Origin of the sequence: Marinomonas maritima (assembly GCF_024435075.2) — a bacterium.
GTDB lineage: Bacteria > Pseudomonadota > Gammaproteobacteria > Pseudomonadales > Marinomonadaceae > Marinomonas > Marinomonas maritima.
Window position 1 is genome coordinate 437019 of record NZ_JAMZEG020000004.1, and the last position, 26301, is coordinate 463319.

Consider the following 26301-nt stretch of genomic DNA (forward strand, 5'->3'; position numbering starts at 1 on the left):
GATTTGTTACCAATGTATTAACAGGTTTATTTTTTACATTATTTTCTGGATACTCCTGTGGAAAAAATTAAATTGGTTCACTTTATAGTTAGGAGGCTTTGATGATACGCAGGAAGGTTGGATTATATGTTATTTCACTATGGCTTCTGTTTTTACTCGTAATTATCATAACGGTAAAAATTCCTTTTTGTTGGGGGGATAACTGTCATTTTATTGGATTTGATCAACTTAATACTGGAATAGTAATACCTATAATTTGTTCGGTTTGCTTGCTGTGGGGGATATACGAGTTCAAGCGTTTCAAGTTTGATATTGAGGGTTCGACTAATATTCCTTTTAAATTAGTTAAAGTTGAAAGTATTAATTATGAACACCTAACTTTTTTAGCTACATATATAATTCCATTAGTAACTTTTGACTTTGAAAGTGTTAGATATTTAATTGTATTAACTCTATTATTAATTTTCATGGGCGTAATTTACATTAAAACAGATTTGTTTTATGCAAACCCCTCATTAGCTTTATTAGGATTTCATATTTATAAAGCTGATGGATTATTTAAGAATAATGATACTAGGGAAAATATTATTATTATCACGAGATCGAAGTTAAGTAAAAACGAACGAATATCATATATTAAACTCGATGAAAGAATTTATTACGGAGCGATGATTAAATCATGAATAAGGAAGAATTGAATACGAAGTTGAAATATCTTCAAGATAATATAGAACAGATTGAAGCTGTTGTTTACGTTCTGCTTAAAGGTGAAACAACTCCTAAAAAACTTGATATTAAATCGGATGATCTACCTAACATTAAAAAGATGTTTGTTGATAGTATAGGTAGTGAAATCATATCGAATACAGATGTTTCAGTCGTATTACTATCTACATCAGATGAAAGAAAGAATGTTATATATGAATATGACATTGAAGTTCCTGAATCTCTCCAATGTTTGCAACATATTACTAGTTCAGATGATTATGAAATGTTTGATTTAGCTGATGATAATATTAACTCAGTAGTGGCAATGATTATCGAATTAGGTGATGAACAGAAGCAAGTTGTTTTGTTTAAAACAATGGCTCAGATTAATATTTATGGAAGATCGAGTTTTTTCTTAAAGAAATCTCCTCAAAGATTCGAGGAGTTAAAAGAAGAGTTTTTTCGGATAAGTCCTAACTTTCATTTACTCCAAGTTGATAATTCTTTATTAGTTTTAAGTTTAGATACGTTAGAAAAATCATTTGGTTTTCAGGAAATAATAAAGAAGGAAGCTAAATTAGGTGTAGAGGCTATAGAAGCGATTTCTTTAGTAGAAAACCCTGAAACATTACATGAACTAATAGATAATGTAACAACAGCAAGAAAGCTCACTAAAGTAGCTAAAGCATCCCCTGTTCTAAAATCAGGAATTGAAAATGATAAAATAATTCAATTTTGTAAGTCTTTCCCAAGATTGAAAGGTAAAATAAAATTTAATGCAGATGGTGATAAAATACAACTTGATACAAAGGTGTCTAAAGCCCTTTTTATACAATTGTTAATGGATGATTTTCTGACATCAGAGTTAACAAAATTTCATTATACAAGTCTTGCTAAAGATGGTGCAGATGACAATGTTGCAGTTGAAGAGTCTTAACATATACTCCCGTTAGAATTTTCTGCTAATCGACAGGGTAACTACGTACTTCTGTGCATAAACGTTCTCCGTAAAAGTGCCTCACAAATAGAGGCGCTTTTGCTCTATCACTATAAGTTTTAGTTGTTATATTGATGATTTAACGATTCCCCCGCAATATTCTTAAATGATTTTCTAGTTAGTTTTACCTCTGACATACAGTACTTAACTAGGATCTCTGATTTATCCCTTTGATACTATGACTCTTTTTCATCCTCCACCATATACTCTGGGTCAAAGCCCTTTTTCATCAGTTTTTATTACATTCATGAAGTGTCTTAAAGGAAGAAGGGGGTCGACCCTTTCGGAGCTTCGTGTATGGAAGCAAAAACACATCAAGGGTAAACAACATTTCGGCGAGGTAGGCGGTAGTTTCGAGGAGAAATGTTATTCGGTCGATGACAACAAAGGCTCAGTACAAAGAATAATCCCATCCTAACCTTGTATCTTTCTAAGTGAATTGCTTAGCTAGGGAACATGCCATCAAGCCAAACTGCGCGCCTTAACATTCTGAAAGCCCAATGGCAGTCAGTAATGTGGCTGGTTTATCACTTTTCTACCACTAAACAAGATAATTGAACCTTGTTTAGTGGTTTGTAAACGGATTAACTCCTTGCGGCTCGGGTCATCTGGTCAACTCGAAACACGTTTGCAAGAGCAAACAGCATGGCGAGCTTACTGTCATTTTTAGCCAACCCACGATAAATAGCTTTTCTAAAACCAAACTAACACTTGATGATTCTAAAGGGATGTTCGACTTTTGCTCGAATACTGGCTTTTATGTATTCCGTTCGGATGGGCTGTTTATTTTTCCTAGGGTGATTTTTTAAGGTTTTTATTTTGCTTGCCCTTCTTTTCGAAAAATAGCTGCAATCAACCAGTCTGCTTTGACACCTTTTAACTCTTCTCTCTTTTGAGCGCCACGATAGCCAGAATCCGCCGAGACAAAACACTCTTCGCCATGAAGAAGGTTCGCTGTTTCTGTGATGTCATGAACGTTGGCCGCCGTTGTACTCATGCTGTGAGTTAACCCCGTTCTAGCGTCAACACCAATATGGGCTTTTAAGCCAAAGAACCACTGCTTACCCTTTTGAGTTTGATGCATTTCAAGGTCTCTTTCTTTGGTTTTATTTTTCGTTGAGCTGGCCGCTTCAATAATAGTCGCATCCACAATGGTGCCTTCTTTGAGATAAATGCCTGCATCAGACAGCCATCGATTCACTTCTTTAAAAAGCTGGCGCGAGAGTTTGTGTTTTTCTAATAAGTGTCTGAAATTCATGATGGTCGTGTGATCAGGAATTGGGTTATCTAACGATAAGTCAGCAAATAAGCGCATGGACGTGATCTCATACAAGGCGTCCTCCATCGCTGGATCACTCATGTTGTACCAATGTTGCATGCAGTGAATGCGGAACATTGTTGATAGCTGATAAGGTCTTCTGCCATTCCCTGGTTTAGGATAAAACGGCTCAATAACCGCTTCTAGTTGATCCCAAGGCATCAACTCATTCATGCGAGAAAGGAAAATTTCCTTACGTGTTTTACGGCGTTTGTTGTTAAATTCGCTGTCGGCAAAGGTGAGTTGGAGTGACATGGTTGAGGCTCGAAGACTTAAAAAGAGATTGTCTCATGAGAGGGACTTATTCGCATGTTCCTTAGGTGTTTTTTAACTACAATTAAAAATCATGAGTTCAATTTTAATTTTCTTTTTATTATCATCTGCATTCATAAATAAATAGGAAACAGAAGTTTGTGTGTTTTCTTTTACAAGTGATGAATAACCTGAATGGGTCTTCATTGCTTCTTTAGATTTTTCTAGAATACTAGTGAAACCAGCATTGTGTTTATTAAAAATAATTAGGGCTACTTGCTCATCTCTCCACGTGACATACCTTTCAAGTAATTGATCAACTGCCTTAAGTAGTTCTTTTTCCCCATACCATATTTTGCATTCGGCAATAAATACATTTTGCCCAATACTATCTTGGATTAACATATCTGTTTTTCCAATTTTATTAAATGTTTCACCTGTTGCAGTGTGGTTACGAGAAATTGAATTTAAGTGAGGCAAGAAAAAATCTCTAAACCCTTCTTCATCAAACTTAGAATAGAGGGATTTATATTTTTCTAGATTTAGACCAAAAACATTTATTTCGTTAATTATTTGATCATAAGCTTTACTGCTAATTTTTGACAATAGATCGGCTTCAAAAATAGGATCTAAGGGCTGAGAAGTATAAAAGCTTTCCAATTGTATTTTTACTTCCTCCTCAGTTTCTTCAGCTGAATAAAATTCAGATGGGTATATTGTTATATCTGTCCTTTTATTATCAGTTATATTCACTTTTGAAATCGATTGAATTTCTTGCAATAGCTTTTGAATAGTAGCTAAATGAGTATTATCTTTTAGCATTACTTTTAAGTAATCTTTATTGAACATATTTCTTTTTTCAATTATGTAATTTGCCATAATGAACATCACTTTTTTAAGTTTTAGATAAAGGAAATTTTCTCTTAAATAATAATTAGCTTTTCAGGCTAAGATTTAGCTACGATAAACATTGGGACACCTAACACTTTGCTAAGCGGCAATAAAATAGCTGGCTAAAATTAGCGAGGAACGAGCAAAAGCCAGCTGTTTTTTGTCCGTTTGAGCAACTTGTTAGAGTTTTTTGCCCCAGCCTACTGTTATTAAGTTTCCACTTTCACTAATTTCATTGATTGTGAAAGCATATTCATTTCCATTAATACTGAATACATCAGAGTAACCTTGGTTCACAATAAGCTTATAAACATTGTTTTCGTTTGGCGCTACGCCTAACCTAATATCGGCATAAACATTATCATTTACACCGATATACACACGATCTAACAGCACCACTAGTTTTTTATCTGGAGACTCTTCATGGCTTCCTTTACCGATTGAAAATGTTGGTAATGTATTACTCGCGCTAACTTGCTCACTACGCTCATTCATAAAACCAAAACCAGCGAGTACACATGTAACTAAAATTAGAGTATAAAACCCCATCAACATAGAGGTTCTAGGCACATCTCTTTTTTGCTCCGTATAAAGCAATTTTACAGCGATAATCATACCTGCTAGTCCAACACCTATAGAACCATACGATAAAAAACTTTCCATTTTATTCCTTGTTAATTTATTTAAATACGACTGAATTGAATACTAAAGCTCTAACATCTTTAATAGTGCGCATGCGCGTTTACACATTTGTAAAACTCTTTAAATATCCCTATAACTAACTGAATTTTCAGTATTTTATAAAATTATTCATAAAGTCCAAAACTGGCTAAACGAGCGTGCGCGTTATTCCTTTTATCCCCAGCGTGTTATCTCTGCACTGAAAATGCTTATCCATTGATATTAAAAGACTTTTTATTTATCTACCAGTATAAACGCGCAAAGCAGTGATTATTTTTTAGACAAAACGAGCATAAAATAGACGGGGTGAAAAATAACCTTTCTCTTAATTGTTTTTTCCTATGGTGAATTGATCACCTAAATTGAGGTGCCTTTAAAATCCGTTTGTTGTATTGAAATGACGCTGTAAGCGCAAAGCAAAGCCGATGAGCGAGGTCAAACGATAGTGTCGAGCGAATGGGTTTGGTTGGCTCCAAAGGTATGGAGCAAAGCCCTTATGCATTCCAACTCAGGAACGAGGATACGATTAATCTGCGATTGCGCACTCCTTTGATTGCCTGATTACGCCTCGTTCCTCGTCTAATCATGCCTACAAGAACCAAGAAAGAGTCCCATCGACTTGCAAAGGTTGAGTAGCAGAACATCAAGCCAATAACGTGAGCAAAGCGAATGGGGTTGGTTGGCTCCAAAAGTATGGGAACGAGGAAATCAGAAAAACCCTCCCCTTGTGAAGTAAAGGGAGGGAACGTAGTGCTTAAATCGTATGAACACCCTATTTCAGAGCTGTTTTATACGATAAAGGCGTCGAAGGCCTTATATGTAGGCGCCTGCAATATTCCCAAGCGTGACGTTATCCAATAGACTAGCCGTCCGGATTAAGTCCACTAGAGACACATCCGATAATAATGATTAAAACTGTGGGTACTTTAATGTTTAACAAACTGGTCTGTTCTGCTGAGGCCATTTCCTATTACACGGGGAAATGTGTTGCTTGGCTTACGTTAGCGATGATGCTAATTACCTGTCTCATCGTACTGTTGCGCTATGGTTTCGACATCGGTTCTATCGCGCTACAAGAGTCTGTTCTTTATCTTCACGCGATGGTTTTTATGCTGGGCGCGGCTTATACCTTTAAAGACGACGAACACGTTCGTGTTGATGTTTTTTATCGTGGTTTTTCTGCCTCTAAAAAAGCATGGGTCAATATCATTGGCGGTATCTTCTTTCTATTGCCCTTTACGCTTTATACCGCGTATTTAAGTATGGATTACGTGAGTGCGTCTTGGCGCGTATTCGAAACGTCTCCAGAACCGGGTGGTTTGCCTTTTGTGTATCTATTAAAGACGCTGATTCCAATGATGATGATTAGTCTGATCATTCAAGGTACAGCGGATATTCTGAAAAATATTGGCGTTGTAAACGCGGCTCGCTCCCCCATTACTAGACACGCTAAAGGACAAAACTAATGGCTGAATTTATTCCTTTATGGCTCTTTGCCGGTGTTTGTGTCTGCTTATTATTTGGCTACCCTGTGGCGTTTTCATTGGGTGGCACCGCGTTAATTTTTGCGGCGGTGGGTTCCTTTTTTGGAACCTTCGACAGCGTTTTTCTAGAAGCATTGCCCAACCGTTTGTTTGGTATTGTCGGCAATGAAACTCTCATGGCGGTGCCGCTCTTTGTATTGATGGGTGTCCTGCTAGAAAAATCAAAGCTGGCTGAGAAGTTACTCGATTCCATGGCAATGTTATTTGGCACCTTGCGTGGCGGTTTAGGCATTTCGGTTATTTTGGTCGGTATGCTGTTGGCCGCGAGTACCGGTATTGTTGGTGCGACGGTGGTTACCATGGGCATGATCTCGCTGCCGACTATGTTGCGTCGCGGTTATGACCCAGCGCTAGCGGCCGGCACCATTTGCGCAACCGGTACATTGGGGCAAATCATTCCGCCGTCTATTGCGTTGGTTTTATTGGGCGATGTGATGTCCAATGCGTTCCAGAAAGCGCAGTTGGAAATGGGAATTTTTTCACCTAAAACCATTTCTGTGGGCGACTTGTTTGTTGGTGCGCTGATTCCCGGATTGATCCTTGTTGCTCTCTACATTTTATACGTCGTCGTTGTGGCCTGGTTGCAACCTCACAAAGCCCCCGCCGTACCTCGTGAGGAATTACGCAACGGCTCTACGGAACCTCTTGCCATACAAATTATAAAAGGCTTATTACCGCCTTTGGTGCTTATTTTTGCGGTACTAGGTTCTATCCTAAGCGGTATTGCCACACCAACAGAAGCGGCGGGCGTGGGGGCATTAGGCGCGGCGTTGTTGGCGTGGGGAAGTGGCAAACTTAGTTTCCCAACCTTAAAAGAAACCGTGCATTCGACCACGAAAGTCACCTGTATGGTGTTCATGATCCTTATCGGTGCGTCGCTTTTCTCCTTGGTATTCCGTGGCTTTGGTGGCGAAGAATTGATTCAAGACTTCTTCTCTCAACTTCCGGGTGGGGTTGTCGGCGCCATGATTGTGGTGATGTTGCTGATGTTCTTCCTTGGTTTTATCCTAGACTTCATTGAGATTACCTTCGTCGTCGTACCGATTGTTGCACCTGTTTTACTCGCAATGGGTCTAGATCCAGTATGGTTAGGCATTATGATGGCGATCAACTTACAAACGTCTTTCCTAACACCGCCATTTGGCTTCGCTCTGTTTTACTTACGTGGCGTAGCGCCACCAGAACTTAAGACACAGTCGATTTACAAAGGCGTATTGCCGTTTATTTTGATTCAGCTTTTCGTGCTATTAATGCTATCGGTCTGGCCTGAACTGGCAACGTGGTTACCAGAACAAGTCTACGCAAACTGATAAACAAAATAATTTTTGGCATAGCAAAACAGACACTCATTACGTGAGGACAAAAATATGAAAGCAATGCAAATGAAAGACTACGGTCCAGCCAGCGATTTAACACTGGCTGACGCCAATAAACCGAGCATTAATGAAGATCAAATGTTGGTTCAAGTTGGTGCAGCAGGTGTAAACCCAGTCGATACCTACATTCGCTCAGGCACTAATAATTACAAAACGACGTTTCCCCATACACCGGGTTCTGACGGCGCAGGCACCATTGTTGAGTTGGGCAAAAATGTCACCGAGTTTGAGGTGGGTCAGCGCGTTTACTTTAGCCGTAATCTTGGCGGTTCTTCGGCAGAATTCACTGTGTGTGCAGCGACTCATACTTATCCTTTGGCCGATGCCTTGTCGTTCGAAGAAGGCGCTTGTCTAGGCGTACCTTACACAACGGCTCATCGTGCTTTGTTTGGCCGAGCCAATGCCAAAGCGGGCGATAAAGTCTTAGTTCATGGTGCGACCGGTGCGGTTGGCATTGCGACTGTACAATTGGCGTTAGCGGCAGGTATGGAAGTGGTGGCCAGTGCCGGCACAGTGGCAGGCGCGGATTTATTACGTCAGCAAGGTGTTACAACCGTCATCATGCACAATGAAGCCGATCACCTTGCGCCTTTCCAAACGTTAGCCAGCGGTTTCGACATCGTCATTGAAATGCTTGCTAACCATAACTTGGACCAAGATTTAAAAGCCTTGGCCTTTGGTGGTTGTGTGGCCGTGATTGGTAACCGTGGCACGGTTGAGATTAACCCTCGTGACCTGATGGCGCGTGATGCATCTGTCGTTGGTGTCGCTTTGGCCAATGTGCAGCCAAAAGAACTCGCCTTGATCGCGAAGTCTTTGCGCCCTCTTTTTGAAAAAGGCGTATTAAAACCTGTGGTTCGTCATAGCTACGCATTAACGGAACTAGCACAAGCCCATGAAGACGTTCTGAAGTCTGGCGCATTGGGTAATCTTGTTATTCGTATTGGCGAGTAGTAAGTACGCACTTTGGCAAACTCGACGCATTGATAAGACAAAACGTCGAGTTTGCTTTCCTAACCTATTTATCTAACTATCCCGCCCTCGAAAGTAGTAAAAACACCCTAAAGTCGGGTATCTTCAAAAAAATACGCTACTAAAGCGTCTATAAGGCCGCTATACTTTCGACTTAATCTATCCAAAAGGCACATTTTGACTCAGCCTGATTCCGACGTTTTCAGCCTGCCAAATGAAGCGGATATCCATGATCACGACTTTCATCAATTGGTGGTCGTATTAGATGGCAATACCGATTTCGATATTCAAGGCAAAGGCAAGCAACTGCATACTGGCGAAGGGTGTATCCTTCCGTCAGAGAACAGCCATGCGTTTGCGGGTCTAGGCGATAATCGAATCATGGTGATTAACCTGCCTATTCCACCGCAAAAAGGCATTACCGACGAAGAATATGAAATTGTGTCTCGCTTGTTTGATCAAGCGGCGTATTTTCAGTTAAACCCACGCTTACAAATCTTAGCCTCGGCATTGTCCGGCGAATTACAACAATACCCAAATGACATGATCTTGGCCCGAGCGTGCGGCAACACGTTACTCAGTGCCATTCGTCATCAGATCAATAACAAAGATGTTCGTACTCGAGGTAATCACCTTGATATCGACAAACTCGATCAATTTATTGAGCTCAACTTGTCGCGTCGCGTCCACATCGACCAACTCGCTAACTTCTGTTTTTTGAGTGTCAGCCAATTTCATGAGCGCTTTAAAGACCGAACGGGGATGACGCCTCATCAATACTTAATGCGCAAACGCTTAGAACGCGCTCAATCGCTATTAAGAGAAGGCCATCCACCGATACAGGTCGCCGAAATGTGTGGATTTTCGAGCCAAAGTGCGATGACCAATGTGTTCTCTCAAACGCTCTCCATCACCCCTTTAAAATACCAGAAGCAATTTGGTGGCCGCTAACGTGTCTTTTCTTCCACGTTAAGAAACTTTTTCGCTTGTCATCATTTCTCTCATTTTTCCCCTTATATCGTCACAAGAACACGACATCTTTCAACGTATTCTGAATAAGTCGGACTTTCTTATAAAAAAAAACGACTTTTTCGAAAGACACTTAATCCCTTCTGTCACTAAAGTGTCAATATTATCCAGATATGCGCTTTTCATTTTTTACCTGATAAAAAATAATCAAAAAAGTGTTTTATGCTCTATAACAATATGCGCGGCCTTAATAAAAAGCCATGCAGCTTTTTATGTTAACGCGGGAGAGTCCAACCATGTTTAAAGCGATTGAGGTGTTACAACCTAACTTTATCCAGCGACCACTAAATGAATTGTGGCAGCTGATTTCCCCTCTTTATAAGATGGATGAAGAAAAGTGGTTGAAAGAGTTATTACCTTTAGCAAAACCAACAGACGAGGCGCTCGCTGAGCACACTAATGCGGCGTCTAAACTCATTGCTGAAGTACGTAACGATGACGATAGCATGTCAATGATTGACGCTTTACTGTTGGAATACAGTCTAGACACCAAAGAAGGTATTTTGTTGATGTGTTTGGCTGAAGCGCTCATGCGTGTACCAGACAAAGAAACCGCAGACGCCTTTATTAAAGACCGTTTGAGTGTGGCCGATTGGGCTTCTCACGCTAAGAATTCTGATTCCTTTTTTGTTAATGCGTCCACATGGGGTCTTTTGTTGACAGGCAAAATCGTCACCATGGACGAAAACCAAGACGGCACACCAGCCAACCTTGTCAATCGGATGGTAAACCGTGTTTCTGAGCCTGTGATTCGTAAAGCGATGAACCAAGCGATGAAAGTCATGGGTCATCAGTTTGTTTTAGGTCGCAGTATCACAGAAGCCTTGTCTCGTGGTAAAAGCTACCGTGACAAAGGTTACACCTACTCCTTTGATATGTTGGGTGAAGCGGCGTTAACCGCCGCCGATGCCGATAAGTACCTCAAGTCTTATGAGCAAGCCGTCGAGTCTGTAGGCAAAGATACCTACAGCAAAGGCCACCGCCCAACGATCTCTATTAAGCTATCAGCCCTTCACCCTCGTTATGAAGTGGGTTGTGAAGAACGTGTAATGACCGAGCTTTTTGACAGCGTTAAAGGCTTAATCACTAAGGCTCGCGCCTTGAACGTCGGCATTACTATCGATGCGGAAGAAGCAGATCGCCTAGAACTTTCTTTGCATTTATTTGAAAAACTGTACCGCGATGAAGCAACAAAAGGCTGGGGCTTGTTTGGGCTAGTGGTACAAGCTTATTCAAAGCGCGCTCTGCCTGTTTTAGTTTGGTTGGCTGCTCTTGCCAAAGAATATGGCGATCGAGTGCCTGTTCGCCTTGTAAAGGGCGCTTATTGGGATTCTGAAATCAAACTTTGCCAACAACGCGGCATTGATGGTTATCCTGTTTACACACGCAAAGAATCGACCGATGTGTCTTACCTAGCCTGCGCTCACTTCTTACTCAGCGAGCACACTCGCGCGAATATCTTTCCACAGTTTGCCAGCCATAATGCGCACACCATTGCGACCATTAACTGCATCGCAACACAATTGGGCGCAACGACAAAAGAATTCGAATTCCAACGCTTACACGGCATGGGCGATGCGCTTTATAACCGTTTGATCAAAGACAGCGACATTTGCGTACGTATTTACGCGCCAGTCGGTAGTCACAAAGACTTGCTTCCTTACTTGGTTCGTCGTTTGTTAGAAAACGGCGCTAACAGCTCCTTCGTGCACCGTTTAATCGACGCCAGCTACCCAATTGCGGATTTGATCGATCACCCAGTGACGACGCTAGAAAGTCGTAAATCATTGGCTAACCCTCATATTAGCCTGCCATCAGGCTTGTTTGACGATCGTAAAAATTCATTTGGACCCAATATTGAGATCGATTCTGACTGGACACCATTCAAAGCCAAAATCGACGTTTTCATGGGACAAGACACCCAATGGCGCGCTTTCCCCATCGTGGGCGGTGAAAAGGTAGAAACAGGACACACTCACGCAGTACTTAGCCCTTACGATCACAGTGAGTCTGCGGGTCAAATTGACTGGGCAGACACAACCATCGTCACAAAAGCCATTGACCTTGCGGAAGCGGCCTTCCCTGCGTGGTCTACTCGTCCAGCGACGGAACGTGCTGATTGCTTAGACAAAATGGCAGACTTGATGGAAGAAAACTACGCAGAACTGATGGCACTTTGCCACCGTGAAGCGGGTAAAACCATTCAAGACAGCATCGATGAAGTACGTGAGGCTGTGGACTTTTGCCGCTACTACGCACAACAAGCTCGTAGTCACTTTGCCAATCCAACCAGCTACACAGATTTCTTAGGCGAAGCAAAGCACGCTAAGCTAAACGGCCGTGGCGTATTTACTTGTATCAGCCCTTGGAACTTCCCATTGGCGATTTTCACCGGCCAAATAGTGGCGGCACTTGTGGTTGGTAATACCGTGGTGGCAAAACCAGCGGAACAAACTAGCTTAATCGCTTTTCGTGCCATTGAGTTGTTACATCAAGCTGGTGTACCGGGCGATGTTCTGCATCTTCTACCAGGCGATGGCGCGACGGTTGGTGCTCCGCTCACCAGCGACAAACGCATTGCAGGTTTGGCGTTCACGGGCTCGACAGGCACGGCACAATTGATTAACCGCACACTTGCGGCACGTGGTGTGGCGCCTGTGCCTGTTATCGCAGAAACAGGCGGTCAAAACGCCATGTTGGTGGACTCTACGTCATTGCCAGAACAAGTCGTACGCGATGCGGTTCGTTCTGCTTTCGCGTCAGCTGGTCAACGTTGTTCCGCATTGCGTGTCTTGTTCGTACAAGAAGACATTGCCGATCGAGTTATTCCGATGATCAAAGGCGCGATGCAAGAGCAGTCTGTAGGCTTGCCGTATTTGCACAGCACGGATGTGGGCCCAGTGATCGATAAAAAAGCACAAACCATGTTGCTAGAACACATCGAACACATGACAAAAGAAGCCAAGCTGATTGCTCAATCAGAACTGCCGTCGTTTGCAAACAAAGGCACGTATGTTGCGCCAACGGCATTTGAAATCGCCAGTATCGATCAGCTTACCGATGAGAAATTCGGACCAATTCTTCATGTTGTACGCTACAAAGCACGCGACTTAGATAAAATCATCGATACGATTAACAACTCAGGGTTTGGTCTGACGTTAGGCGTTCATAGCCGTAACGAAACCACCTGTGCTCGTATTGCAAGCCGAGCCCGCGTGGGTAACTTGTACATCAACCGCGACCAAGTTGGTGCCGTGGTTGGCGTTCAGCCTTTCGGTGGACAAGGTTTGTCAGGTACTGGCCCAAAAGCTGGTGGCCCGCACTATCTACAACGCTTCGCCATTGAGCAAGACCTTTAAGGGGAGACACTATCATGACAATCGTACAACCTATCCAAATTCAGGTCGCTCAAAAAGTCTTCGAATCATGGGACAAGATTGGGGTAAATGGTCGAGCGGAAAAACTGCTTAACACACTGGCGTCATTTTCTAATGAAGAAAAGAAAATGGCCACTTGGCAGATCAATAATGCACAAAAAGAAATAGCTGAAACTCGCGTGATGCCTGGCCCAACCGGTGAACGCAACGAGCTATCAAACCAAGGTCGTGGCCCGTTCCTTTGCATGTCTTTCGTAGAAAGCGGCAAAGCAAAAGTTGGTTTGGTGGGTCAGGTGTTTACCGCGTTAATCGCGGGAAACCCCGTGATTACCGTTGGCCCAACGGGCCAAGAAATCATGGACCTGATTTCACCTTTCGTGCCAGAAGGCGTTATCCAAAATATCGCGGAATCCGCACAAGACTCTTTGATTGAAGCCAATCACTTGGCTGGAATTGCAACGCTTTGCAACCCTATACAAGCGCAATTGCTTAGCCAGCGTCTTGCCGCGAAAGGCGGTCTCATCTGTCAGTTGATCGAAGAAGTCGACAGCGAGAACCTCAGTGTTATCGCCAAACCGCATTACTTACTGCGCTTTGTTACCGAACGCACCGTGTCGAACAACACCACAGCAATTGGTGGCAACGCGACCTTGCTTGAATTGGGCAGCATGAACGACTAAAGCCTTTAGTTTCACTTTTCATAAGCAACAAATACAAAAAAACCTCTTTGGAAACAAAGAGGTTTTTTTATTTCATTTCACAACATTAATCTAAAAAAGATTAATCAATCTCGCGAGCATTGATGTAAGCGCGTTCAGACACTTCGTGCCACGCTCTTACTTTGCTACCAAAGTCTTTGAATGAGTCATACACTTTCTGGCTCATCGGATCCGCTGCTGCCACTTCTTCTAATGTTTCAGTAGAGGCTTTTTTCAGCGCCGACAAGACATCATTAGGGAAAGGTTTTAGTATGACGTTATGCTCATTAACCAACGTCTCTAGTGCCGTGTTATTCAAGGCAGTGAACTCATCAAGCATGTCAGCGTTCGCTTGGCGAGTCGCCGCACGCACGATCAACTGAAGGTCTTTTGGCAAAGCTTCAAACGCTTCTTTGTTGTAAAGCGCTTCCATTGTTGAACCTGGCTCATGCCAACCTGGGTAGTAGTAGTATTTCGCCGCTTTGTATAAGCCAAATGCTAAATCATTGTATGGTCCAACCCATTCCGTCGCATCAATAGCGCCAGTCTGCAAAGAAGTGAAGATTTCGCCACCAGGTAAGTTAATTGGTGTACCACCCACTTTCTTCAAGACTTCACCGCCAAGACCTGGAATACGCATTTTTAGACCTTGGAAGTCTTCAAGGGAATTAATCTCTTTATTGAACCAACCGCCCATCTGTACCCCAGTGTTACCGGCGGCCATTGGAATTAGGTTAAACGGTGCATAAATTTCTTCCCATAGTTTTAAACCGCCACCATGGTGAATCCAAGAGTTGATCTCTTGTGCTGTAAAACCAAATGGCACTGCTGTAAAGAACTGAGCCGCTGGCGCTTTACCTTTCCAGTAATACGCTGCACCGTGACCCATTTGCGCCGTACCACGAGATACCGCATCAAACACTTCCAATGGTGGAACAAGTTCACCTGCCGCATACACTTTAATGTTTAAGCGACCATTGGACATTTCATTGATATTTTTGGCAAGGGCTTCTGCACCCGTTCCCAGACCCGGAAAGTTCTTTGGCCACGTTGTGACCATTTTCCAGTTAATGACGTCGACTTTTTTCTCTACTTTTGCCGTTTCTTCCGCTTTTTCGGATCCGCCACAAGCCACCAAGGTGGCTGCTGTCAAACCGACTAATGCCAGCTTGCTCCACAACTTTATTTTATTCATTCACTTTATCCCTCAGGAGACGCGTTAAATTTATTGTTATAAGACCAAGCCTTCCAGCTCAGCTCATCACACAACCCTAATTGTGCGATTCGGGTCAGCATTATGAAGTAATATTGACCCTTTAGACACATTCTGTGCACTAAGTGCATTAGATAGTATGAATTGCCGTCTCAGCTCTCAAGGCCTTTTTAATTTTATTTCTTTTTTTATGTGCCTCGTTATTATTCATTTACCCCTCATAGCGTTGGAGTATAACTCCACGACATACGCTGACCGCTCTCTGCAGACTGTTCCGCTAAACACAAACCATAAATTAACTGACAAGCGTGTTCCATCGATACCGGAGCCTCACCTTTGCCAAGAATCGCATCACGCAGCTGAGCATAAAACGCGGCGTACTCGCCTTGTGTGGACTCTTCTAGAACAATATCAATATCATCTTGGGAATGCGCCACAAATCGCGTATTTCGCTGTTGTGCCGCTCGTGATGGGAAGCTCTCATCCCACGGCATTTGCCCTGCACGTAGTGCTTCTTCTTGCGGGTCTAAGCCAACACATTGCCAACTGCCTTTGGTGAATCTGGCATTAAAACGGCGCATTTCACCCGCTTCAAACGGCGTTGACGCAATACGAACACGTTTATCATCGTAGCCTAACTCAACTTCAAACCAATCATGGGTTTGGCTGCCTTCACGCAAACGATCAATACTGGCGTGCATCCATTTTGGCGGCCCAAACAAACATAAAGCTTGATCTAATATATGCGGGCCAAGATCCCAAAAAATCCCTGTTCCCACCCCAGGTTCTTCACGCCAACGCGCTTGAGCTGTCGGACGGAAACGATCAAAGCGAGAATCAATATGCTTCAACTCACCCAACTCTCCGCTTTCGATCAAGGCTTTAAGACGCAGAAAATCGCCATCAAAGCGACGATTTTGATAAACACAAAATACCAAGCCTTTTTTCTTAGCAAGGGTACACAAAGCTTCTATCTGAGATAAATCAGTGACAGAGGGTTTCTCTAGCAACACGTGTTTACCGTTTTCCAACGCGTGTTTGGCTTGATCAAAATGCAACGCATTCGGCGTCGTAATCACCACCAAATCCACATCCGACGCCGTAAACACAGCCTCGGCAGACGACACAACCATGGCATCAGGCAATACCGCTTTCACCTCACTTGCCTTAGAACTGCAAACATACGACATCGTCATGTTAGGGTCGTTCATCACAAACGGCGCATGAAAAACACGCCCAGACAAACCAAAACCGATCAAACCAACACAAATAGCCATCCCTTACCCTCTTCACCTAAACTTTATATTTATGGACAGTTTTATCGATAAACAACTCGACATAAACCAGAATACAATAGACTAAATAACTTCCAACTTAGCAAACGACAACACCAGCCATTTTGAGCCTTCGTCGTCGAAGTTAACCTGCACCCGTGCTTGTGGGCCTTGGCCTTCATAGTTGATGACCAAACCTTCACCGAACACGGGGTGATTCACGCGATCGCCCATGCTGACCGTAATTTCTGGCGCTTTGTAGTTGTTCAACACACTGCTGTTTTGCAGTTTGTTCTTTTCAAAATTGTAATCCGGTCGTTGCATCGAAACAGGTCGACTGACTTGAGAACGAAGTCGCACTTCTTCCAAGCATTCCGGCGGTAACTCTTTGATAAAGCGTGATGGACTATTAAAGGATTCGCTGCCAAACAAACGGCGCGATTCGGCGTAGGTGATGTACAGCTTTTCCATCGCTCGGGTAATGCCGACATAACAAAGACGACGCTCTTCTGCGAGTCGTCCTGGTTCTTCAAACGACATTTTGCTTGGGAAAATATTTTCTTCCACGCCCGTTAAGAAGACCAATGGAAACTCCAGACCTTTGGCAGAGTGAAGTGTCATCAATTGCACTGCATCTTGGTATTCATCTGCTTGGGCATCGCCAGCATCCAACACAGCTTTATCTAAAAATGCCATCAAGGGTGAACTGAATTCTTCGTCTTCGTCGCTCCAGCTAAAGCTACCCGCCGCGCCAACCAACTCTTTTAAGTTTTCAATGCGCGCTTCGCCCTTTTCACCTTTCTCTTTTTCATGAAAAGGGATCAGACCGGCTTCTTCGATGATTTGCTCAAAAATGTCGTTCAAGTTCAAATCTGGCTGTTGCACCGTGGTGCTCAAACCTTCGATAAGATACAGGAACGTTTTAATGGCATTGGTCGCTCGAGCCGTCATTAATGACTGACTGACCACTTCTTGCGCAGCTTTCCACATAGAACAGCCATGATCACGGGCGAATTCTCGCAATGTTCCAATGCTCCGCTCGCCAATACCGCGTGGCGGTACATTGACGACACGCTCCATGGCGCCGTCGTCATTAGGATCAAGCGCTAAACGAGCGTACGCCAAGGCGTTTTTAATTTCGAGACGGTCGTAGAATCTGTGTCCACCGTAAATACGATAAGCAATCTGTTCCCTAACCAAGCATTCCTCGATGACTCGAGATTGCGCATTAGAACGATAGAGAATCGCCATGTCAGTCAACGATGTGCCCTTGTCGCGCCATTGTTTAATAATGCCAACAATAAAGCGCGCTTCGTCCTGCTCATTGAACCCCGCATAAAGCGAAATTGGATCGCCTTCACCGCTTTCGGTCCAAAGCTCTTTCCCTAGGCGATCGTCGTTATGTTTAATTAAGCCATTGGCCGCGTTCAATATATGGCCGGTAGAGCGGTAGTTTTGCTCTAGTCGAATGGTGCCAACGTCTTTAAAATCTTTCGTAAAGCTTTGAATATTCTCGATTTTCGCCCCACGCCAGCCGTAAATAGACTGATCATCATCACCCACTGCGGTAATCGTGCCGTGATCACCCACCATGATGCGTAACCAAGCGTATTGAATGGTGTTGGTGTCTTGAAACTCGTCCACCAGCACATGACGAAAGCGATCTTGGTAATGACGAAGTAACGCCGGCGTGCTGAGCATCAACTCATGGGCACGCAACAGTAACTCACCAAAATCGAGCAAGCCGCTGCGTTCACAAGCTTCTTCATAATGGTAATACAGTTCTCGCATCCCTTTGGTGAAGGGATCATGGCTATCTGGCACATGAGCCGCACGACGACCTTCATCTTTTTGTCCATTGATAAACCAAGACACTTGTTTCGGTGGCCAGCGAGTATCGTCAATACTGAGCTCACGCATAATGCGTTTGATGAGACGTAATTGGTCATCACTGTCCATGATCTGAAAATTTTCTTTCAGTCCTGCGTCACGCCAATGAGCGCGCAACAATCGATGCGCCAAACCATGGAAAGTCCCCACCCACATGCCTTGAGGAGGAACGCCAACAAGTTGTTCGATACGTCCTTGCATTTCACGCGCGGCTTTATTAGTAAAGGTTACCGCCATCAAACTGTAAGGAGATAGTTCATAAGCGTGCATCAACCACGCAATACGGTGCACCAAGACACGGGTTTTACCTGACCCAGCCCCCGCCAAAACAAGGCTATTTTGCAACGGCGCGGCGACGGCTTCACGCTGTTTGTCATTCAGTGAGTCGAGGATAAAAGAAACGTCCATTACATTCTGCCATGGTTAATTAATATTTTTGTCATATCAAGCGTGTAAAAATAGGTTGATTTTTAATCTAATTCCGTTTTTTATTAGCTTGAAATGAATTGTCTGTCTATTTTGACTTTTTTTATCTGTCGATGACAGTGATCTATGCACTTCATGTCGTCGAACGTCCAAAAGGGTATAACGATGAACTATTTTACTGAAACACTAACTGAAGTAAAAACTGACATAATGCACGCTTCCATTAGCTTAGAAAATGAAACAAAAGAGCTGAGTAAAAAAGAAGAGGCGCTACGGTTGTTAAAAGCCAGACGTGCCATTGAGCAGCATTTAGAGCAAAAACGTTTGTACCATGATATATCGAACGGTTGGGATGATTAGCGTTATCTAACCAAACGACACAGTCAGCGGAATCAACTCGACTTAGCTTATGGCTAGGTTTAGAGATTCGTTTCACTCAAAAAAAACAAAGCGCCTTGCCCATGAATAGATGAGTAATCTGTCTATTTGTGGGTAAAAAATCATTGTATGTCATTTATTACCGCATTTTTACATCGCAATTATCTCCTCGTTTTCTCAACTTATGGCGGTTATTCACGTCTTGGAGTACCATACGCACTGATTTTTTAAATCTTCTAATCCATAATAAAAAGAAAATAACCCTCTTGGGGGAGTTACTATGTTTGAACATATCCAAGCCGCACCAGCAGACCCAATTCTTGGTCTGAATGACGCTTACAAAAAAGACCCAAATCCCAATAAAATCAACTTGGGCGTTGGTGTCTTTAAAGATGAAGAAGGCAACACACCCATTTTAAAAGCCGTAAAACAAGCAGAAGAACGTTTGTTGGCTGAAGAAAAAACCAAAAGTTACCTCAGCATCGAAGGCGCACCCGCTTACCGATCCGCCGTGCAAACGCTTTTATTTGGTAACCAACACCCTATTATTGCCAAGCAGCTTGCTCAAACAGCTCACACTCCTGGCGGCACAGGCGCACTACGCGTCGCAGCAGAATTTATTAAAAAGCATTTGCCTGAAGCTACCATTTGGGTCAGTAACCCAACGTGGGCAAATCATCAGTCTGTTTTCCAATCTGTTGGTTTAGAAGTGGGCAGTTACGCCTATTACGACGCCAATGTTAAATCGTTAGATTTCGAAGCCATGTTGGCTAGCTTGTCGCAAATTCCTGAAGGCGACGTGGTGTTGTTTCATGGTTGCTGCCATAACCCAACAGGCATAGACCCAACGCCAGAGCAATGGTATCAATTGGCGAAGCTTTGCAGCAAACAAGGTTTCTTACCATTGTTTGATTTTGCGTATCAAGGTTTTGGTCAAGGATTAACGGAAGATGCCCAAGGGTTACGTACCTTCCTAGAGCACGTTCCTGAGATGTTGATAGCAAGCTCGTTTTCAAAGAACTTTGGTCTTTATAACGAACGTGTTGGCGCGCTCACTATTTTGTGTGAAACAACAGAACAAGCTGAAACCGCCTTCACACAAATCAAACGTTGTGTCCGTACAAACTACTCAAATCCACCTTCTCACGGCGCGGCGATTGTTGCTGAAATACTCAATGATAAAGAGCTGTATGCCCTATGGGAAAGTGAGCTGAAAGACATGCGCCTTCGTATTCATGAAATGCGTAGTTTGTTTGTGAACACGTTGCGAGCAAAAGGCGTTAAGCAAGACTTCTCTTTTATCTCAAACCAGCAAGGCATGTTCTCTTTTTCTGGTCTTACACCAGATCAAGTTGCTCAGCTGCGTAGAGAATACGGTATTTATATTGTTGGTTCTGGACGCATTAGTGTGGCAGGAATGACTCATGACAATATGGGCCCACTGTGTGACGCCATTGCCGCCATCTTGAAAGATTAATTTAAGGTTGTGAATAAAACGGTTTCAGCTCGCGAGCTGAAGCCGTTTTTTTACGACTATTATTTCTGTCAGTTGTTTTATCACCAAAGAGACTGTTACCTTATGGCCTCGCCTTTTTAAACCCAATTCAATAATGGAGCCATCGATGACCGCCACACTAATCTATTGCTATGACCCAATGTGTAGCTGGTGCTGGGGATTCCGCCCAACGTGGACAAAGCTGCAAAAAGCGTTGCAGAGCTTGATTGATTCAGACCAGTTAACCATTCAACCAATGCTGGGTGGCCTCGCGATTGATTCCGATGCGCCTATGGCAGAAGACATGAAAGACAAGCTAGAGGGCTCTTGGAAAAACATTCAGTCGTCACTGGGAACGGAGTTTAATTTTGATTTTTGGCGAACTGCGTCACCACGTCGCTCCACTTATCCCGCCTGCAGAGCGTGTTATGTCGCAAGAGACATGGGATTGGAAGAAGAGATGTATCACGCCATTCAAGAAGCCTACTACTTGAAAGCGAAAAACCCGTCGGATCTCGATACATTAACACAGTGCGCAGAACACATAGGGCTAAACCCAAATGGCTTTCAGAAAAATATGCAGCACGTTAAAAGTGAGCGATTATTGGAAGAAGAAATAGAACAAGCCAGACATCTTGGTCTGAATTCATTTCCTTCTCTCACATTACTCATCGGCGATAAACTTACGCCAATTCCATTAGATTATAAAGATCACTCAAGCATGTTGAATGCCATAAAAAAGGCGCTGTCTTAGCGCCTTTTTAGCTTTATTAAGATAAATAATACGCTTCTTTTTAACCAAAATCGTGATTGATTAAATCCAACATCGGGTTATAAAGTGGCTCCGTGGTCGCATTTCGAGGTTTTTTATCTTCCGCTTTCGTTGCCGCAACAGTCTTTTCTTCTTTTTCCTCTTCAATAGCGTCAGACGGCGCTAAATCATTCTCAATGGCTTCGACTATTTCTTCTGTTTGCTCGGTCTCTTCAATAGGATTACTTGCTTCAATAGTCTCGGAAACCACCTCATCAAGCGGCCTTTCAATAAGTTGATTATCATCAGGTATCAAATGCTCAGCCAAGGCTTTTGCCAACGGCTGTACATCGTCTAACGTAACATTCACCGCCAACCAATGTTTCGCATCCGGTTCATGACTCACCAATGTCCCCGGCACAAAAGCATGTCTAAAATTGGCCAATAAGGCAGTGGTGCCTGCAATGCCCAATGGCGTGGATAAATGCATCCAGAGAGACATTCCCCCTTTGCTTGCCGCAAAACTGACGTGTTCACCAAGGCGCGCTTCCAAATGCGCTTTAACACGCTCTGAATTGGCCCAGACTTCTCTCGCTCGTCGAGTTAATGACCGCTTACTATTTGGCTGCAGCGCATCACTTAATGCTGTCTGTTGAGCATCGCTCAACGACATGTCGGCGCCTAAAAAAGCCCCTTCTAACACAGCATGATGTCGACCAGACAGACACCAACTAGCCGACCGACCCGCGCCTTTCGATTCCACACCACCAATATAAACAATGTGATCGGACGAATCCAAAGACTTGTAAGTCATCATGGAGCCCGCACGATAAGCCAAATGCGAGCACATATCCCACTCAATCACTGGCAGCTTGGTTTCTTCAATGATGGCAAGCCAACGGCGCAGGCTTAAATTACTAATCAGTTGCCCTGCGGGAAATGAGAACTGGCTCGGTAAGACAATCAAACGAATCGAGTCATCGCGTAGACAACGAATCACTAAATCTAAATCGACACCTCGCTCACCCGCTCCTAAAGCAATAACGTGTCTACCTAAGCTTTGTAATGTGGTGGTGATTCTTGGATCGCACGGCGTCAGTACTAAAACCGCATCGCCTCGTTGCGTCAGCGTTTGCACGCTCTGTGTAAACATCGCCAAAGGCGAATGACCCAACCAAAGTTGCGACGCATGCGCTTTGATTCCCAGCCCTTTCAAATAATCACTGACCGACTCACGCGCCGTTAAATGACCCTTGCCCAACACCGGTAAATGCACCTCTTCTTGGCGAACCGTTGGCGCTAAAAAGGTATCACTTTGATCAACTAAAGCACCGCGGTGAGCAAGACAAGACCACGCTGGCTTAGTACCATCATTACCTAAGGGTCTTAATGCTTCACCCGTCAGTAAAAGCGCGGGCTTCGTCTCACTGCGATGGCAAACAAAATAACCAGATTTAGGACGTGATTCGATCCAACCGTCTTCGCTCAGTAATTCGTAACCATGAATAATGGTGTTTAAACTCAGACCCAATTGTTTCGATAACACTCGTAAGGATGGCATCCGATCGCCAGGCAAAATCGCGTCTTGCGACATTTGATCCAAAAACCAATCCACCACCCCTTTGTATAAAAAATCCGCCACCGCTTTGTACCTTTTCTAGTTTGTTATCTAGTATCTGTTATCAATCATTATAGCTGTCTTAAGAAAACGCAAGTAAAAGGCCAATAATTCGCGATTTTGATGGGAGTTAAGGTACAATTTCACTCTGTTTACGGCTATTTTTACGGTTTTTCTTAAGCTAAAAGCCCTTTAAACATCCTGATTATTCAAATACAAAGTAGAGTATCCATGGCTTTTGACCCTTCATCACTTCGCCCCCTTTTCCCTATTTTGTCGCTGCAGGCCCACGATCATCCTTTAACCTATTTGGATAATGCGGCCACTACGCAAAAGCCGCTATTGGTGTTGGATGCCATTCAAGATTACTATCGAAACGCCAATGCCAATGTTCACCGTGGCGCACACTTCCTCAGTGACCGAGCGACCAATCGTTTTGAGCAAGCACGAGACACCGTTGCGCGTTTTATCAATGCACCAGCACAAAGCCATGTTATTTGGACAAAAGGCGCCACAGAAGCCATCAACATGGTGGCCTTTGGCTTAGAACACCTTTTGGAAGAAGGCGATGAAATCCTTATTACCAGCCTAGAACACCATGCGAATCTCGTTCCTTGGCAACAACTGGCGTTTCGAACCGGTGCACGATTACGCATTTTGCCCTTAACCTCTAAGGGCGAATGGGAGCCGGAGTTCAGTCATTACTTCACCGATCGCACTCGTATTTTTGCCGCGACGCAAATTTCCAATGCCATTGGCACCAGCACACCACTGCAAATCATGCTTGATAATGCCAAGCAACAAGGCGCTTTTACTCTTGTAGATGGCGCTCAAGCCGTGGCGCACTATTCTATCGATGTACAAACATTAAACTGTGATTTTTATGTTTTCTCTGGTCACAAAATGTATGGGCCCACAGGCATCGGCGCTTTATACGGAAAAAATCATGCATTAGACATTCTACTACCCTACCAAACGGGTGGAGAAATGGTGCGTCATGTGTCGTACCAAGCGACAGAGTTCAATGTTTTGCCCTATCGATTGGAAGCGGGGACACCGAACATCGAAGGCGCCATCGGTTTAGCGGCTGCGTGTGACTTTCTCAATATTCAAGATAGACCTGCATTATTGGCGTGGGAACAATCCCTCGCTGCACACGTTTATTCTCGCCTACATAAAGAAGGTGGTATCGATATTTACTCTCCAGAAAAAAACACCACTTTAGTGTCATTAAGTGTACCCAATATTCATATTTTAGATTTGAATGCGTATCTAGATAGCCAAGGAATAGGTGTTCGTGCGGGAAGTCACTGTGCCCATCCTTTAATGGCACAACTCGGCGTTGCCGGTACGCTGCGTGCGTCATTTGCGTGTTACAACACCCTAGAAGAAGCCAACCGATTCTGCGACGTCCTACTCGATGCTATTGATATATTAGGGGATGAGTAATGAATAACTCGAACCAGACTCTAACCATAAAAGAACAACTACAAGCTTGCCGAAGCAAAGAAGAAACCTTCAAGACGTTAGTAACATTAAGCAAAACATTACCGCGACTATCATCGGAAGAAAAAACTGAAGAGAACAAGGTGAAAGGCTGCGAAAGTGCCGTCTGGCTCATTGTCGAAGAATCAAACGGTATCCGTCACTTCAACGCCGACAGCGACGCCAAACTGATGCGCGGCGTCCTCGTCGCGATATTGAGCTTGGTAGAAGGGAAAAGCATAGCAGACATTCAGCAAATAGATCTCAAAGCAGAGCTGGCGGAACTTAACTTATCAAGCTACCTCACCAGCTCTAGAACCAATGGAGTATTGGCGATTTTAGAAAAAATACAGGCCACTAAACAATAAAACCAGCTATACCCAAACCAATAAATAACAAGCCTGTAATACGATTGATCAGCACTATGTGGTGCTTTAATAAATGAGACACTTTATCTATAGCAGAAGAAATAAGTACATGGATAATCAAGGTGATCACTACCAACTCTAGCGTTAATAAGACCGAATAGACCACAAAGTGCTCGTTTGAAGGAACGAACAGCGGAAATAAAGCACCAAAAAAGACTAATGTTTTTGGGTTTAATAACGAAATGAATACACCGTTTTTAAAACTGTATCCTTGCGCGGCGATGGTCATCTCACTATTGGCATAATACAGCGCCTTACAGCCCAAATAAGCGATGTAGCCACTACACAACCACGTCATAATTTGAAACGCTTGCTCACTTGAATGAATCACGGCTAACAGCCAAGTATTTGCCAACACAGAAGCTAATATTAACCCAGTCGCGATGCCAAAAATCACCGGCAAAGTCCCACGCAAGCTCTGATTAATACTACTACTCACAACCGCTAGACCGCCTGGTCCAGGTGATAATGCCGATACAAGGCAAATAGCCAAAAACGCTAGTTGATTTTCCATGATTTTACTCACTCACGATTGAGAGCATCACTTTAATCAGCTAGTTAGCTTTTATCTTGTAAAAAATTGCTGTCGGTACGCCGATGGCGTAATCCCCATAGCACTCACAAAAGCCTTAGTGAAATGACTTTGATCATGAAAGCCACAGTTGAGCGCGATATCGACAGCACTAAAACCACGCTTTAGTTGAGCTCGAGCGTGATTCAAACGTTGTTGGATTTGATATTGATGAGGGGTTAACTGATAACAACGCTTAAACTCTTTAATAAGGTGAAACTTGCTGATACCAGCCTGTTGTGCGATCTCATCAAGCGACAGCTTTTGTTGATAACAATCCGCCAGCCGATCACGTACCCATTCGATATTGGAGTGTGCTTTGCTCAACGTCAGTGCCGCACTTTGCTGGCTTTCTTGTAGTAACAAGTTTACCAGCAACATTTCCCAATGCTCTTCCACGTCCAAGGCTTCAGAGCCTCGGGTCAGCTTATCCAACAAACCTCGCATCTGCAGGCTGAGACGAGCATCGTTGATCACACTTTGACGAAAGTAAGGCGTTTGTGTCGTGCCAAATAATGAGTGGTTAAGCGCTTTCATACGCTCTTCAGACGGATATAACGCACGATAACGCCAGCCCTCACCTTTGCCTTTAGAGCCTGTGTGCAATTCATCTGGCGCCACAATTGAAAGCTGTCCTGGCGAGGTATTATGACTCTCACCACGATGACTAAAATGCATCACGCCAGCATCCACTACAGAAATAACAAAGCCTGCGTGGGCATGCTTACCAAATACAGTCTCGGTAAAATGCGCTTCTATCATTTCCAGCCCACCTAAGGTTTGGCAGGTAAAAGCGTTGCAGAATTCGTTGGCGTGCATCCAGCCTCCAAGTAAACGTTAGTTCTACCTAACGCTAGCCATTCGGGTAAAAAAATTCTTGTAAAAAATTGCTGATTTATTTCAAGATAACCTTCAATAACCTTCTATTT

At 43.6% G+C, this 26301-nt stretch carries 21 protein-coding genes and 1 pseudogene; 13 read left to right on the forward strand and 9 right to left on the reverse strand.

Annotation, left to right across the window (positions count from 1 at the left end):
- The first annotated feature begins 101 nt into the window (after positions 1–101).
- Positions 102–683: an anti-phage protein KwaA gene (gene kwaA / locus M3I01_RS18595; RefSeq protein WP_394358987.1), complete on the forward strand. Its 582-nt coding sequence runs from the start codon at positions 102–104 to the stop codon at positions 681–683.
- A complete protein-coding gene (gene kwaB, locus M3I01_RS17175; protein WP_255897156.1) occupies positions 680–1645 on the forward strand; it encodes an anti-phage protein KwaB in 966 nt (321 codons plus the stop codon). Before kwaA ends, kwaB begins: the two co-directional genes overlap by 4 nt.
- 644 nt (positions 1646–2289) lie before the next feature.
- On the opposite strand, the pseudogene M3I01_RS17180 reads toward kwaB, so the two are convergent.
- The 3 genes and pseudogenes from M3I01_RS17180 to M3I01_RS17190 all read right to left on the reverse strand — a co-directional run bounded on the left by M3I01_RS17180 (position 2290) and on the right by M3I01_RS17190 (position 4829).
- Positions 2290–3278 (reverse strand): annotated as a pseudogene (locus M3I01_RS17180) (IS5 family transposase).
- A 72-nt stretch (positions 3279–3350) separates the two neighbouring features.
- A complete protein-coding gene (locus M3I01_RS17185) occupies positions 3351–4154 on the reverse strand; it encodes a hypothetical protein (RefSeq protein WP_255897157.1) in 804 nt (267 codons plus the stop codon).
- A gap of 192 nt (positions 4155–4346) precedes the next feature.
- Positions 4347–4829, reverse strand: coding sequence for a hypothetical protein (locus M3I01_RS17190; RefSeq protein ID WP_255897158.1), 483 nt, complete (start codon positions 4827–4829; stop codon positions 4347–4349).
- Between the two features lie 947 nt (positions 4830–5776).
- On the opposite strand from M3I01_RS17190, the gene M3I01_RS17195 reads away from it, so the two are divergent.
- The 6 genes from M3I01_RS17195 to M3I01_RS17220 all read left to right on the forward strand — a co-directional run bounded on the left by M3I01_RS17195 (position 5777) and on the right by M3I01_RS17220 (position 13825).
- Positions 5777–6313, forward strand: a complete 537-nt coding sequence (locus M3I01_RS17195; RefSeq protein WP_255897159.1) for a TRAP transporter small permease subunit — start codon at positions 5777–5779, stop codon at positions 6311–6313.
- Positions 6313–7701 (forward strand): TRAP transporter large permease, encoded by a 1389-nt coding sequence (locus tag M3I01_RS17200; protein ID WP_275565211.1) that lies wholly within the window; start codon positions 6313–6315, stop codon positions 7699–7701. Before M3I01_RS17195 ends, M3I01_RS17200 begins: the two co-directional genes overlap by 1 nt.
- 57 nt (positions 7702–7758) lie before the next feature.
- On the forward strand, positions 7759–8721 hold the full coding sequence (locus M3I01_RS17205; protein ID WP_255897160.1) for an NADPH:quinone reductase: 963 nt from the start codon (positions 7759–7761) through the stop codon (positions 8719–8721).
- A 195-nt stretch (positions 8722–8916) separates the two neighbouring features.
- Entirely contained in the window at positions 8917–9690 is a 774-nt protein-coding gene (locus M3I01_RS17210) for a helix-turn-helix domain-containing protein (protein ID WP_255897161.1), read from the forward strand.
- A 314-nt stretch (positions 9691–10004) separates the two neighbouring features.
- Positions 10005–13127, forward strand: coding sequence for a bifunctional proline dehydrogenase/L-glutamate gamma-semialdehyde dehydrogenase PutA (putA, locus tag M3I01_RS17215; protein ID WP_255897162.1), 3123 nt, complete (start codon positions 10005–10007; stop codon positions 13125–13127).
- A 14-nt stretch (positions 13128–13141) separates the two neighbouring features.
- Positions 13142–13825: a 1-pyrroline-5-carboxylate dehydrogenase gene (locus M3I01_RS17220; protein WP_255897163.1), complete on the forward strand. Its 684-nt coding sequence runs from the start codon at positions 13142–13144 to the stop codon at positions 13823–13825.
- Positions 13826–13925: 100 nt separating this feature from the next.
- On the opposite strand, the gene M3I01_RS17225 is transcribed toward M3I01_RS17220, so the two are convergent.
- From M3I01_RS17225 to uvrD, 3 genes are all read right to left on the reverse strand, one after another.
- A complete protein-coding gene (locus tag M3I01_RS17225) occupies positions 13926–15038 on the reverse strand; it encodes a TRAP transporter substrate-binding protein (RefSeq protein WP_275565212.1) in 1113 nt (370 codons plus the stop codon).
- A 236-nt stretch (positions 15039–15274) separates the two neighbouring features.
- A complete protein-coding gene (locus M3I01_RS17230; protein ID WP_255897164.1) occupies positions 15275–16333 on the reverse strand; it encodes a Gfo/Idh/MocA family protein in 1059 nt (352 codons plus the stop codon).
- Between the two features lie 81 nt (positions 16334–16414).
- Complete coding sequence (gene uvrD, locus M3I01_RS17235; protein WP_255897165.1) at positions 16415–18628, reverse strand: DNA helicase II; 2214 nt, start codon at positions 18626–18628, stop codon at positions 16415–16417.
- Positions 18629–18811: 183 nt separating this feature from the next.
- Between uvrD and M3I01_RS17240 the strand changes: the two genes are divergently transcribed.
- The 3 genes from M3I01_RS17240 (at position 18812) to M3I01_RS17250 (ending at position 21273) form a co-directional block, all read left to right on the forward strand.
- Entirely contained in the window at positions 18812–19006 is a 195-nt protein-coding gene (locus tag M3I01_RS17240) for a PA3496 family putative envelope integrity protein (RefSeq protein WP_176336646.1), read from the forward strand.
- Between the two features lie 298 nt (positions 19007–19304).
- Entirely contained in the window at positions 19305–20501 is a 1197-nt protein-coding gene (locus M3I01_RS17245; RefSeq protein ID WP_255897166.1) for an amino acid aminotransferase, read from the forward strand.
- A gap of 145 nt (positions 20502–20646) precedes the next feature.
- Positions 20647–21273, forward strand: coding sequence for a DsbA family protein (locus M3I01_RS17250; RefSeq protein WP_255897167.1), 627 nt, complete (start codon positions 20647–20649; stop codon positions 21271–21273).
- Between the two features lie 40 nt (positions 21274–21313).
- On the opposite strand, the gene M3I01_RS17255 is transcribed toward M3I01_RS17250, so the two are convergent.
- Complete coding sequence (locus tag M3I01_RS17255; protein ID WP_255897168.1) at positions 21314–22912, reverse strand: GntR family transcriptional regulator; 1599 nt, start codon at positions 22910–22912, stop codon at positions 21314–21316.
- A 207-nt stretch (positions 22913–23119) separates the two neighbouring features.
- Between M3I01_RS17255 and M3I01_RS17260 the strand changes: the two genes are divergently transcribed.
- Both M3I01_RS17260 and M3I01_RS17265 read left to right on the forward strand, forming a co-directional pair.
- The gene (locus tag M3I01_RS17260) at positions 23120–24337 is read left to right on the forward strand and encodes an aminotransferase class V-fold PLP-dependent enzyme (protein WP_255897169.1); all 1218 of its coding nucleotides are present in this window, start codon (positions 23120–23122) and stop codon (positions 24335–24337) included.
- Complete coding sequence (locus tag M3I01_RS17265) at positions 24337–24741, forward strand: SufE family protein (RefSeq protein WP_255897170.1); 405 nt, start codon at positions 24337–24339, stop codon at positions 24739–24741. The genes M3I01_RS17260 and M3I01_RS17265 overlap by 1 nt, the downstream gene beginning before the upstream one ends.
- On the opposite strand, the gene M3I01_RS17270 is transcribed toward M3I01_RS17265, so the two are convergent.
- Entirely contained in the window at positions 24731–25315 is a 585-nt protein-coding gene (locus M3I01_RS17270) for a LysE family translocator (RefSeq protein ID WP_255897171.1), read from the reverse strand. The two genes, M3I01_RS17265 and M3I01_RS17270, sit on opposite strands and share 11 nt — an antisense overlap.
- Before the next feature lie 51 nt (positions 25316–25366).
- Positions 25367–26191, reverse strand: a complete 825-nt coding sequence (locus M3I01_RS17275) for a helix-turn-helix transcriptional regulator (RefSeq protein WP_255897172.1) — start codon at positions 26189–26191, stop codon at positions 25367–25369.
- Positions 26192–26301 lie beyond the last annotated feature (110 nt).